The organism is Novosphingobium sp. SG720 (genome assembly GCF_012275365.1).
Lineage (GTDB): Bacteria > Pseudomonadota > Alphaproteobacteria > Sphingomonadales > Sphingomonadaceae > Novosphingobium > Novosphingobium rhizosphaerae.
In genome coordinates, this window is sequence record NZ_JAAZQN010000002.1 from 17,826 (window position 1) to 30,372 (window position 12,547).

A 12,547-nucleotide genomic window follows, 5' to 3' on the forward strand; every position below is an offset into this window, starting at 1 on the left:
GGGCTCACAGCATCTCGGTCAGCGAGGCATAATAGCCTTCAAAGCCGCGCCGCTTCTTGAGCACGGTTTCGAGATATTCGCCCAGCACCGCGCGGTCCTGCACCGGGTCTTTCACCACCGCGCCGATCATGTTGCTGGCCAGTGTTTCCGGCGTCAGCCTGCCATCGTTGAAGAAGGTTGCCTGACTGATGCCGCCCACCATCACGCCGATAGCTTCAGCCGTGGAAAGCCCGCCTGATGGCACTTTGAGCGCGACCTTGCCGTCTTCGGTCGAGCCTGCGCGCAGTTCGCGGAAGATCGCCACCACCCGGGCCACTTCCTCCGCCACATTTTTCGGCTCGGGCAGATCGAGGCTCTGCGCCATTTCGCCCACGCGCTTGACGATGATCGCCACTTCTTGCTGGGCGTTGTCAGGCAAGGGCAGGACGACGACATTGAACCGCCGTTTAAGCGCCGAGGACAGCTCGTTCACCCCCTTGTCGCGGTTGTTGGCAGTGGCAATGACGTTGAAGCCGCGCGCAGCATAGACGGTGTCGTTCAGCTCGGGGATCGGCATCATCTTTTCCGAAAGCACGGTGATGAGCGTGTCCTGCACATCACTGCCCATGCGGGTCAGTTCCTCGAACCGGCAGAGCTTGCCGCGCTCCATCGCGCGCAGTAGCGGGGTGGGCACCAGCGCCTCGCGGCTGGGACCGTGGGCGAGCAACTGGGCATAGTTCCAGCCATAGCGAACCTGGTTTTCATCGGTGCCCGAGGTGCACTGGATCACCATCGTCGAATCGCCGGTGATCGCCGCAGCAAGATGTTCGGAAACCCATGACTTGGCGGTGCCGGGCACGCCGAGCAGCAACAGCGCGCGATCGGTGGCAAGAGTGGCGACAGCGGTTTCGATCAAGCGCTTGTCGCCGACATATTTGGGGGAAATGACGACGCCGTCCGCCGCCTTGCCGCCCATCAGATAAGTGACGACCGCCTGGGGCGAGAGCGCCCAGCCGGCCGGGCGGCGGCCAAGATCGCCTGCTGCCAGCGCGGCCAGTTCGGCGGCGTGGGCCTGTTCGGCGGGCATCCGCAGCATCTCGCTCATGGATTGCTTCCTTCGTCGTTGAGCGCGGCGTTGAGCCGCAACAAATCAAGCCTTGGGTCCGATGCGATCAGCCCCGCATCCGTCAACCGGCCCAGCGCCTCAGACGCTGCGGCGCGGGCGGACAGCAAGCCGAGCGCGGCCAATTCAGGCGCATGGTCGGCAGGCTTGGCATCCTCCTTGACCAGCGATGCCAGCAGCGCCTTGCCCGCAGCGGTGCGGATCGTGCCGGCGATCTCACCATCGCCTCCGGCCAAAGGCAGCGCGCGAAGGAAATTGCCCTCTTTCGCTTCCAGCATGCGCAGCGCCACTTGCTGTCGCCAGGTTGCGGACATGCGGGGCAGCAGCGGAATAAACGCAAAAATGTCGCTGCCTGGCTGCGACGCCAGCGCTTCGGCAACAAGGACGACCACCTCATCGGCAGCGCTGCGCTCCGCCATTGCCGCAAGGGCATGGTCGGCATGGGTATCCTCGCCCCAAGGCCAGGCTGCGATCAGTTCTTCCGGGCTCAACGCGAGGGCTTGCGCCATGGCCGTCAGCGTCAGCGCCTCCATCAGCGCGCCGCGGCGGTTACGCTGCGCGGAGGTCTTCAATTCCTGCGGGACGATCCGCAGCGATTTACGCAGCCATCCGGTGGTTTTCGTGGAGAAGAACCCGGCGATCTCACGGGCATCCTCGTCCACCGCACCGCCCTTTCCCAGCCGGGCCAGCAATGCCATCGCCCGCGCCTTGACGCGCGGCGCGCGATCGCTGGCCAAGGTTTCGAGCAGCGGGACGTCGGTGGCCGACAGCCCGGTCAGCAGGTCGAGAAAGAGCAGCCGCCGGTCTGGCGTCTCGCTGGCAATCTTGGCGGCGAGCAACGCCGATGCGCGCGCCGGATCGCGCCGCCGCAATTCGGCAAAGGCAACCCGCCTTGCGGCCGGGCCGAAACGATCCCAGTTTTCCGGAGAGATTTCGTCCGTATCGGCGCAAGCGGCAGCCTGCGCCACCCAATCCTGCCACGCCGCATACGTGGCGGGAAGATCGTGCTCATTGGCGCCCGGCAACCAGTCGGCCGGATGCATGGTCCAACCGCGCCGGTCGAGCAGGGCCAGCAGGGCGCGGCGCTGATCCGCATCGCGCAGCGCGGCCAAGATGCGCCGGCAGCGCGGACGCAATGCTTCGGGCAGCGGCGGCTTGGCAAGGCGCGGAAGGTCGTCCAGCACCTGCAGATCGCCCGCCGGTTCGGCCACGGCCATCGTGCCCAGCAATTGGCCGGTCAGCGCCAGCAGGCGCAGTTCCGCCTCGCCCGCATCTTGGCCCAGCCCGCCGCGCCAGCCAGCGGGCGCTGCATGTGCAGCGCTGCCGCCCATCGTCCAACGGGTGACCACCGGGGCCAGTCCATCCAACAGCGCTTCAGCCACCGATCCGCCCCCAAGGCGTGCGCGCGGCCAGCAGGTCGAGCCGGTTGCCCGACCACAACCCGACGCTGCGCGTCAATTCGGTGCCTGTCGCCAACCCCGTCACCTCGCCGCCCAGCGGCAGTGCCCCGTGGCTGCCCCGCCACCATGTCGCGCCAGAGCGGTCAAAGCCGATCCGGCCGGCGGGCAGCAGCACGGGCCAGGCCACAGCCCAAGGTTCGTCGAGCCATGGTGTGGTCAACGCCTGCTCCAGCGGCTCGTCGTGCTCCGGCCATGCCCGCAGCGCCTCGCCCGCCGCCTCACGCCCCAGCAGCACCGCCCGCAATGGCGCGCGCGCTGGATAGAAGGCCATTTCACCCACGAATTGTTCCCCGGGTACAAAGACTGATCCCCGCCGTCCTGCGCTGGCCGGGAAGAAATCGAGCAGCATGGCAAAGCGCGGCTGATCCGGGCCAAGGTTGAGCAGCCATGTCGTCTGCGAAACCAGCCCGTCCCGCCGTGTCCGCACCTGCTCGCCCAGCACTTCCCAAACGCCCGCCACACGGATCGTCCGGGGATCAGCGAGCAGGGCCTCGCGGTTTTCCGTTGTTGCCACCGCGCGGCGCAGTTCGGGCGCGCGCGGATCGGCACGATAGGCACGCGCCAGCAGCACCAGGCGCCCCAGTTCCACGGTGGCGGCGCGGATGCGATCAGCAGCGGGTTGTTCAAGCAGCCGCGCGGGCAGTTCGTCGATGTGGCCAGCCAGCGCCGCCGCCTTGCCATCGACCAGCCGCGCCGCGATCCGGCGACAGCGCGCCGTGACATCGCCGACAAAGCCGCCGAGGCCAAGCCGCAACTGGTCACCAATCCATTGTTCAAGCGCGTCGAGCGCATCGAGGATCGCGCGCTCGGTATCTTCGGCGCGTTTGGCGCTGGCTGCCGCGCGCCGCGCTGCTGCCTTCTCGTCCGTGGCCGGTTCGGGCGCTTCGCTCAGCGCTGCCGCAAGGCTCTTTTCCTCGCCGCTTTCCGCCTTGACCACGGGCCTCGCCGCCGCCCCTGTCCGCCGCCTGCCCAGCCAGTCGCTGACCCAGTCCGGCGTTTCGGCGGCGGGAAAGGGCGCTATCGCCTCGACATTGATCCACAGCAGCGCCAGCGCATGTTTGCAAGGGAACTTGCGCGAAGGACAGGTACACTTGCTGCCCATATCGCGCAGATCGGCCATGACCCGATAGGGATTCGCGCCCGACCCGGCGCATTCGCCCCAGATCAGCGTGGCATCATGGCTGGCGCCAAGGCCGGACCATTTTGTGGGTTTGGTCAGCCCGGCGGCGGCCTTGAGCGATGCCTGATCGCTTGCAAGTTGCTCAACCGCCTTCAGATCGCCCCCCACACGCCCTCCAACTTCGCCATGAAAGCCATGGTAGATTGCGGTTGTTAAATAACAATTGTGTTTCGATGTCGGGCCGCAGTTTAAGAATGGCCGGACCCGAAGCACCCCGGGGGCCCAGCTTGCAAATGGCCGTCATTGCCGATGACAAAGTTTTGACAGGTGTGGATCAGCGGTGAAATGCCGTATGCTCACGCTCAGGCAGCGAATTTCATTGCCCAGCCCGCCGCTTGCATATTTTTTAAATATAACCACGCTTACAAGTGTGAGCATAAATTGCGAATTGCACAAATTCCTGGCCGGCTTTTGAACAAATGCTTGTCGCCGGGGTGGTGCATGTTTTATGATCCACTGGCATACGGCGCTTATTGCCCGTCTTCTCGGAGAAAGACCGTGTTGGAACACTATAGCCTTGTGGGCGCTGCGCCCGTGCTGTTCCAGCCCTTCTCGTAAGCGTCGCGTGGCGCTGCGATAGGGCGGTGGAACCGCCTGTCGCGCCCTTTCAAGCCTTCTTGAAAATGGACCTGATCGACCGCGCCTTGTCGCGTGGCCAGGCCGCACGTGAGATGCTTTATGGACGAGTTTTCGATCGTCCGCAGCCTGGCGCTGCGGATTGGCCAGGATATTCCGGCCAAGGGCGCACTGGCGCTCGCTTTGGGTGAATGGGCAGGGCCAAACCTGCCGTGGTTGCTGGATGAAACGGCACAGGAAGATCCGGCCTGGGCTGAAATCTGCCCCAAGCTGGCTGCATCCCAGCGGCAGGGCGTGCCAGCCCATGTCCTGGTGCTCGGCGCAAGGTTGGCCCGGCTGCTCGGTTTTTCGCCCTTCGATGCACAACTGATGGCCGTGATGATCGCGGCAGAGCGGCTGCCCCGGTTTCGCGAACTGGTGCGTATCGCCGCGCGGTGTGGGCATGATCTGCCAGCATTGCTAGGTGAACTGGCCGGCGCAGACAGCGCCATGGCCGAAGGAGCCGTGCGCCAAAGCCCGGTCCTGCGTCTTGGCTTGATCGGCTTTGAGCTGGGACATCAAGGGCATTTGCAGGTGGACCTGCGCTGGCCGCTGGAGCGTTTGCTCAACCGTGCGCCGGCGGCCGATGGCGATCTGCTTTCTTTGCTGGTTGGCGCGCGCCAAGACGGGCGGCTGACGTTGGAGGATTTCAGCCACGTGGGTGACGCCGAAATGCTGCGCCGCCTGCTGGCCGGGGCGCTGACGCATCGTGCGGCAGGCATCAACATCCTGATCCACGGCCCGCCGGGCACCGGAAAGACCGAAATGGCGCTGGCCCTTGCCGCTGCCGTAGGCGCCCCGCTGCACGCGATTGGCGAAGCTGACGACGACGGGGATGGCGGACCGGATCGCGCACGAGGAAGGCGTTGTCCGTGGCGACGGCATCACGGCGCTGATCGATTCCGCACCCGAGGCGGCCAGCGTGTTGCGGGTGTCGGCGCGGGTGGCGCGTTTGGCAGGAGAACTGGATGGTGGTGCCAAAGCGGCTGGATCGCTGGTGCGCGCACTGCGTGATGAACCTCTGCCAGTGGGGCACGAGGACGCGCTCGACCTTGACCTGTTCGAGACCGATCGTCCGCTGGCCAGCTTGCTGGAGGCAGTCTCAGCGGGCGGGGCCAGCGATGTCTCGTTGCTGCTCTCCGGGCCGCCCGGCACGGGCAAGACCGCGCTGGCGCATCACTTCGCCCGTGCGCTGGATCGTCCCCTCCTGGTCAAACGCGCTTCGGACCTGCTGTCCAAATGGGTCGGCGGCACCGAACGCGCCATTGCCGATGCCTTTGAGGAAGCGCGTCGCCGCGATGGCGTCCTGTTGTTCGACGAGGCGGACTCCCTCTTGTTCGATCGCCGGCACGCGCGCACCAGTTGGGAGATTGGCCAGGTCAATGAATTGCTGACCTGGCTCGACCGGCATCCGCTGCCGGTCGTGGCCGCCACCAACCACCCCGACAATCTGGACCCGGCAACACTTCGGCGCTTTGTTTTCAAAATGAAGTTGAAGCCGCTGGGTCCCGAACGGCTGATACGGGCCTTTCGCCAGCGCTTCGGCATGGAGCCGCCAGAAGGCATCGCCGCCCTTAGCAACCTGACGCCGGGGGATTTTGCCGTGGTGGCGCGCCAGCTTCGCCACGCCCCCGCGCACGATGCCGCCGACATCCTCGCCCGTCTGCGCGACGAAAGCGCAGCCAAGGGAGGCGGCAGCGTGCGCATGGGTTTTTAACGCCGCGTCCGGCCGGGGATTGCACCTCGACCGGACGGTGCGCCTGCTCAATGCAGCATCCCATCAACACCGAGAGCGCGAGCCGAACCGGTTTTGGAGCGATCCGGGTCACCACTCCGGCGCCACGATCGGAAGCAAGATTGACCCGCCACTAGGCGCCATCGAGCTATTGCATTCCGCTCCTGAAAACCGAACCTCACGCCGCCAGCGCTTGCGGGTCGATCATCACGCGGTTGCGGCCTTCGCGCTTGGCGGCGTAGAGCGCGGCGTCGGCGGCCTTGAGTAGGGCGGTGCCTTCGCGGTCCATGCCTGGGGCCCAACTGGCCAGACCGAACGACATCGTCACCGAGCCCAGCGCCCGCTCGCCCTGGCGCACGGTCAACAGGCTGACCGCCACGCGCACTTCTTCCACGCGGGCGCGCAGGACCGAAACTTCGGTGGCCGGCGCGATCACCACGAACTCCTCTCCGCCAAAGCGGCAGACCACGTCGCCATCGCGGAACCGGCGGCGCAATTCGCCGGCCACGGTTTGCAGCACCTGGTCGCCGGCATCATGGCCGAATTCGTCGTTGAAGCGCTTGAAGTGGTCGATATCGCACATCACCACGGTCAATGGCGCGCTCGAACGCGAGGCGCGGGCCATTTCCAGGGCCAGCGTCTCTTCCAGATAGCGACGGTTGAACAGGCCGGTCAGCGGATCGCGGATGGTCTGTTCGCGCAGGCCGCGCTGCAGGCGGTGGTTGACCAATGCCGAGGCGATGTTTTCGCTCAGCACGGCCAGGCGAAACCGGCTTTCGGTGCCGATCGTGCCCATGAGATAGAGCACGCCGATCACTTCACCACCGGCGAGCAGAGGCTCGCAATGGTAGTGATCGGATTGCTGGCCCACGTGGGGGCAAACGATGTCCGAGCCAGGCTCGTCCACGTAATGGCTTTGCCCGCGGCGCAGGGCCCAGCATTCCTCTGGCGCAAAGCCGGCTTGCCCGAATGCCTGCCCGGCCTCCACCCCGCCCCAGGTGGCCGTGGGAATCAGCAGGTTGCGGGAATTGTTGTGCACGAACAGCACGCCGGGAATATGCGGCAGCACACGCGGCACGAAGACACGGATGATCGCGGCGAGTTCGTCGTCGGTGCGGGCGGCCTGCATGCGGTGCGCCATGCCGCCCAGAATCTCGATCACTTCGCCCCGTTCGCGCAGGGTTTCAGCGTTGTGGCTCAGCGCTGCGTTGGCGGCCTTGAGATTTTCGCCAGCCTCGGCCTGGCTGGCCACCGCGCGTTGCAGTTCGTCGGCCATGGCGTTGTAACCGCCGGCCAGGCGCGTGAACTCGCTCGATCCCATTTCCCCGGTAATGCGCGCCTCGCGGTGGCCCGCGCCGAGTTCGCCCATCACCGCCAGCATTTCCCCCACGGGCCGCCGGATGCGCAGGATCAGCGAGCGCGCAACCAGCGCCAGCATCATGAGGGTAAGCGGCGTGCCCAGCACGACCAGCCAGCGAATCGTGCGCAGCAGGCTTTCCACTTCGGCCATGCGATCGGCAGCAAGCGCTCGCTCGTCGAGCAGCAGGTCGTTCACCTTGGCTTCGACCAGTTGCATCATGGCCAGCCCGCGGCCGCTGGCCGTCGAATCCAAAGCTCGATCAAACGCGCCGCTGCGAGCCAGGCGATAGACCGTTGCCAGCGTATCGGCGCGTGCGTTGACCAGCACCTGCAACTGGCGCGCCCGCTCGTGCTGCTCGAAATTGTCGGTGGTCAGCGCCACCAGGTCGGCCGCATCGCGGCGCGCCGTGTCGATCGCTGGCAGCACGGCGCTGGCGAATTCGGGATTGTGGGTGAGCGTATAGCCGCGTTGGCCGGATTCTGCGGCGCGCAGGCTGGCCAGGGCATGGTTGGCCGTACGCAGCACGCGCGACGAATGATCCACCCACCGCAGGTTGTCATGCATCTGCAGCGTCACGGCCAGCAGCGCGCCAGCCAGAATCATGATCAACCCGGCCAGCGCGGCGCAAAGCAGCGAAATGCGATGAGAAAGCGACCCGACCAATAGAACCTACCCGTGCGACCCCGATCGCCTGCTTAACAGATTAGGCGCTAAAGAGAAATCGCTCTGTGCGGGTTCACTTTTGACATACCGGGCAGAAAAACGTGGAGCGCCCGCCCTGCACCACGCGCGCCACTGGCCGGCCGCAGGCGCAGGGATCGCCCTCGCGGCCATAGACGCGCCAGTCCTTGGCGAAATAGCCCAGCTCGCCATCGGGCCGGGCATAGTCGCGCAAGGTGGAACCGCCCGCGGCAATCGATTCTTCCAGCACGGCGCGAATCTCGGGCACCAGCCGCTTGAGCGCGGCCAGCGAAACGGTGCCGGCTTCCCGCTCGGGATGGATGCGCGCGCGGTGCAGCGCTTCGCACACATAGATGTTGCCAAGGCCCGCCACGATCCGTTGGTCGAGCAGCATGAGCTTGATCGCGGCAATGCGGCCGGCAAAGGCGCGCGCCAGGTGCTGCGCCGTGAGCCCCGGCCCCAACGGTTCGGGCCCGAGCGCGGCGAACGGCGGCCAGGCATCGAGCGCATCGTCGTCAACCAGATCGACCGAACCGAAGCGGCGCGCATCGTTGAGCGCCAGCACATGCCCGTTGCCGGTTTCCAGCACGAGGTGATCGTGCTTGGCGATCTCTTCGGGATCGATTCGCCAGCGGCCCGACATGCCCAGGTGAAACACCATGGTGCGGGCACGGTCGGTGTGGATCAGGCCATACTTGGCGCGGCGCGACAGGCCCGTCACGCGTGCACCGGTCAGCGCCTGGCCCAGGTCTGGCGGGAACGGGCGGCGCAAGTCGGCGCGGCGCATGGCCACGCGGGTGATCGTCTGGCCCTCGAGTATGCTCGCCAGGCCGCGAACGGTGGTTTCAACCTCTGGTAGTTCGGGCATCGTGCCGCTCTGCTATCATGCTTTGCGCCTGCGGCAATTCCTCTTTAAAGGCCCTGAACCATGACCAGCCCGGAAAGCGTGTCCTTCGGTTACGAGGACGTCACCCCTGAGGAAAAGACTGCCCGCGTCGGCGCGGTGTTTTCCAGCGTCGCCAAAAAGTACGACGTGATGAACGACGCGATGTCGGTGGGCATGCACCGCCTGTGGAAGGATCGCTTCGTCGCCCGCGTCAAGCCGCGCGAAGGCGAGCAGATTCTCGACATGGCCGGCGGCACCGGCGACATCGCGTTCCGCATGGCGCGCGAAGGCGCGTCGATCACGGTGAGCGACATCAACCAGGACATGCTGGACGTGGGCATCGAGCGCGCCATCGAGCGCGGCATCGATGGCCTGGTCTGGTCGCGCCAGAATGCCGAGGAGCTTTCTTTCGGCGATCGCTTCTTTGATGCCTACACCATCGCGTTCGGCATCCGCAACGTGACCCGGATCGACGCGGCCCTGGCCGAGGCGCACCGCGTGCTCAAGTTCGGCGGGCGGTTCTTCTGCCTGGAATTCTCGACCACGCAATGGCCCGGCTTTGCCGAAGTCTATGATGCCTATTCGCACAAGCTGGTGCCCAAGATCGGCCAGGCGATTGCCGGGGACGCCGAATCCTATCGCTACCTGATCGAATCGATCCGCCGCTTTCCCAAGATGGACGAATTCGAAGGCATGATCAAAGCCGCCGGTTTCCGCCACACCAAGGTGGAGCCGATCCTGGGTGGCCTGGTGGCGATCCATTCCGGCTGGAAGGTCTGAGAGTACACATTCGTTGACCCGTCCTGCCACCCATATTCGCCGCCTGCTGGGCTGGGGCCGCATTCTGGCGCGCCATGGCGCGCTACGCCTGCTGGAAGAAAGCCCGCAGACCCCGGCCCCCGTGCGCCGGCTGTGCCGCATCGCCCGCTTCGGCACGCGCCAGCCCGCCGTGCCCGATTATGCCGGCGCGTTTCGCGCGATCGGCCCGGCGGCGATCAAGCTGGGGCAGACACTGGCCACCCGGCCCGATCTGGTGGGCGAGGAAGCGGCGCGCAATCTGCTGGCCCTTCAGGACAAGCTGCCCCCGGTCGATTTCGCGCTGATCCGCCGCGAAATCGAAACCAGCTTCGAACGGCCGCTCGAAAGCCTTTTCGCCCGCTTCGATGAAGAGCCGGTGGGCGCCGCCTCCATCGCGCAGGTGCACCAGGCCTGGACAGCCGACGGGCGCAAGGTGGCGGTCAAAGTGCTGCGCCCCGGCGTGCGGGAAAAGCTGGCGCGCGATATCGAGACTTACGAATGGGCCGCCGCGCACCTGGAAGCGCTGGGTGGGGAAGCCGGGCGCCTGCGCCCGCGCCTGGTCATCGCCAATTTCAAGCGCTGGACCGCGCGCGAGGTGGACTTGCGCCGCGAGGCGGCGAGCGCTTCGGAGCTGGCCGATGCCATGCACGCCTTTCCGCGCTATCGCGTGCCCGGTATCGATTGGGACCGCACCAACGGCCGGGTGATGACGCTGGACTGGGTCGATGGCGTCAAGATCAGCAACCTGGACGCGATCGACGCGGCAGGCCACGATCGCAAGGAAATGGCCAGCCGGCTGGTGCTGGCCTTCCTGACCCAAGCGATCAGCGGCGGCTATTTCCATGCCGACATGCACCAGGGCAACCTGTTCGTGGAAGCCGACGGCACGATCACCGCGATCGATTTCGGCATCATGGGCAGGATCGACCGCCAGGCGCGGCAATGGCTGGCCGAAATCCTCTATGGCCTGACCACGGGCGACTACAAGCGCGTGGCCGAGATCCATTTCGAGGCGCAATACGTGCCGAGCTATCACTCGGTGGATGAATTCGCCACGGCCCTGCGCGCGGTGGGCGAACCGATGCGCGGCCGCCCGGTGAAAGACCTGTCGGTCGGGCAGATGCTCGACGGGCTGTTTGCCATCACCCGCGATTTCGACATGCAGACCCAGCCGCACCTGCTGCTGCTGCAAAAGACCATGGTGATGGTCGAAGGGATCGCCCAACAGCTCGATCCCGATATCAACATGTGGGAAACCGCCGCGCCCTTCGTGCGCAACTGGATCCGCGACGAGCTGGGCCCCGAAGCCGCGATTGCCGAGCGGCTGCAGGAAGACACCGCCACGCTGCTGCGCGTGCCCGCGCTGATCCGCCGGATCGAGGAACGCTTTCCGCCCAAGGGCGGCGCACCCGAAGCCCCGCCGCTGCCGCATGTCGACCTGATGTGGGAGCGCAAGCGGCGTGACGACGATCCGCGTGGCACAAGCTGGACCGGGTTGCTGCTCGCGGCCGTGCTGGGCGGCGCTGCGGTGCTGGGGCTCCAGGCCTGGGGCCATCATGACGGGCCCCCGCCCGAACCCGAATGGCATCGCCATCCGTGAACGCGCCCGCCCGTCCCGCTCCTTTACCCGGCCTGCGGCTGGCCAAGCGCCATTTCAACGCGCTTGACCTGTCGCGGGTCATCGCCGCGTTCTTCGTGCTGTTCTGGCATTACCAGCACTTCTTCGTGCCGCCGGTGGGCTATGGTTTCCAGGTCGATCGCGCAGCGGTGATCCCGCTCTATCGGCCGCTGCGCTGGCTCTTCGACTATGGACACATGGCGGTGCAATACTTCTGGGCCGTCTCGGGCTTTGTCTTTGCCCATGTCTATTTTGCCGACAGCACGGCGATGCGCCGGTTCTGGCTGGCCCGGGTGGCCCGGCTCTGGCCGCTGCACCTGCTGACGCTGGTGATCGTGGCGGGCCTGCAGGCGGCCTATACCCGCATCAACGGCACCGCGTTCATCTATCACGAGCAGGACTGGAAGCATTTCCTGCTGTCGATTCCCTTGGCGCACTATTGGGGCTGGCAGCACAACCAGTCGTTCAACGGGCCAAGCTGGTCGCTCTCCACCGAAATCCTGGCCTATGCGGCGTTCTGGGTCTTGCTGCCGGCCATGCGCCGCGCGCCACTGCTGGTGTCGCTGCCGGTGGCGGTCGGCGTGCTGCGCCTGTTCTTCCTGGGCTGGCCGAACGAGCCGGTGCTGACCTGCATCGGCTATTTCTTCCTGGGCGTGGCGATCTACGCCGCCGCTTTGAAAGGCTGGCTGCCGCTGCCCGTGCTGGCCGGCGGCGCACTGGCTTGCGCGGTGGCAGGCTGGGTCGCAGCCACGCGCTATCACGCCGAAGACGCCACGATCCTGGCCGGCACGTTTGCCGTGCTCTTCGCCACCCTGACAGTGGACGTGGCCGACAAGACCGATGCCCTCGCGTTCGGGCGGCAGTGGGGAGAAGCGTCCTACGGCATCTATCTCTGGCATTTTCCGATGCAGGTGGCGCTGGTCCTGCTGATCGACGCCACGCTGGGCAGCCGGGCCATTGCGCGCGAGCCGGCGTTCCTCATCTTCTTCCTGGCCGCCGCGGTCGCCGCCGGCTTTGCCTCCCACCGCTGGATCGAACGCCCTGCCCAGCGCGCGATCCTGCGCTTTGCCGGCCGCTGGGGTAGCAGGGGCGCGCAGGCCTAGCGGCCCAGC

Annotated in this window: 10 protein-coding genes; 5 read left to right on the forward strand and 5 right to left on the reverse strand. The window is 66.2% G+C overall.

Going from position 1 to position 12,547, the window contains the following annotated elements; genetic code table 11:
• Nucleotides 1-4 precede the first annotated feature (4 nt).
• From FHW94_RS09495 to FHW94_RS09505, 3 genes are all read right to left on the reverse strand, one after another.
• Nucleotides 5-1,084 (reverse strand): AAA family ATPase, encoded by a 1,080-nt coding sequence (locus FHW94_RS09495; protein ID WP_168555609.1) that lies wholly within the window; start codon nt 1,082-1,084, stop codon nt 5-7.
• Nucleotides 1,081-2,214: a DUF5691 domain-containing protein gene (locus FHW94_RS09500; RefSeq protein WP_246866049.1), complete on the reverse strand. Its 1,134-nt coding sequence runs from the start codon at nt 2,212-2,214 to the stop codon at nt 1,081-1,083. Before FHW94_RS09500 ends, FHW94_RS09495 begins: the two co-directional genes overlap by 4 nt.
• Before the next feature lie 262 nt (nt 2,215-2,476).
• Nucleotides 2,477-3,850, reverse strand: a complete 1,374-nt coding sequence (locus FHW94_RS09505) for an SWIM zinc finger family protein (RefSeq protein ID WP_168555611.1) — start codon at nt 3,848-3,850, stop codon at nt 2,477-2,479.
• Between the two features lie 570 nt (nt 3,851-4,420).
• Between FHW94_RS09505 and FHW94_RS23035 the strand changes: the two genes are divergently transcribed.
• Both FHW94_RS23035 and FHW94_RS23040 read left to right on the forward strand, forming a co-directional pair.
• Nucleotides 4,421-5,371, forward strand: coding sequence for an AAA family ATPase (locus FHW94_RS23035; RefSeq protein WP_210425595.1), 951 nt, complete (start codon nt 4,421-4,423; stop codon nt 5,369-5,371).
• The gene (locus tag FHW94_RS23040) at nt 5,355-6,074 is read left to right on the forward strand and encodes an ATP-binding protein (protein ID WP_210425596.1); all 720 of its coding nucleotides are present in this window, start codon (nt 5,355-5,357) and stop codon (nt 6,072-6,074) included. Before FHW94_RS23035 ends, FHW94_RS23040 begins: the two co-directional genes overlap by 17 nt.
• Nucleotides 6,075-6,270: 196 nt before the next feature.
• Here FHW94_RS23040 and FHW94_RS09515 read toward each other — a convergent pair whose 3' ends face one another.
• On the reverse strand, nt 6,271-8,055 hold the full coding sequence (locus FHW94_RS09515) for a diguanylate cyclase (RefSeq protein WP_210425597.1): 1,785 nt from the start codon (nt 8,053-8,055) through the stop codon (nt 6,271-6,273).
• A gap of 133 nt (nt 8,056-8,188) precedes the next feature.
• Complete coding sequence (mutM, locus tag FHW94_RS09520) at nt 8,189-9,001, reverse strand: bifunctional DNA-formamidopyrimidine glycosylase/DNA-(apurinic or apyrimidinic site) lyase (protein ID WP_168555612.1); 813 nt, start codon at nt 8,999-9,001, stop codon at nt 8,189-8,191.
• A 60-nt stretch (nt 9,002-9,061) separates the two neighbouring features.
• Here mutM and FHW94_RS09525 point away from each other — a divergent pair, with 60 nt between their 5' ends.
• The 3 genes from FHW94_RS09525 to FHW94_RS09535 are packed head-to-tail and all read left to right on the forward strand — an operon-like array spanning nt 9,062 to nt 12,538.
• Nucleotides 9,062-9,799, forward strand: coding sequence for a class I SAM-dependent methyltransferase (locus tag FHW94_RS09525; RefSeq protein WP_168555613.1), 738 nt, complete (start codon nt 9,062-9,064; stop codon nt 9,797-9,799).
• A gap of 13 nt (nt 9,800-9,812) precedes the next feature.
• On the forward strand, nt 9,813-11,417 hold the full coding sequence (ubiB, locus tag FHW94_RS09530) for a 2-polyprenylphenol 6-hydroxylase (protein WP_168555614.1): 1,605 nt from the start codon (nt 9,813-9,815) through the stop codon (nt 11,415-11,417).
• On the forward strand, nt 11,414-12,538 hold the full coding sequence (locus tag FHW94_RS09535; RefSeq protein WP_349237484.1) for an acyltransferase: 1,125 nt from the start codon (nt 11,414-11,416) through the stop codon (nt 12,536-12,538). Before ubiB ends, FHW94_RS09535 begins: the two co-directional genes overlap by 4 nt.
• Nucleotides 12,539-12,547: the final 9 nt, after the last annotated feature.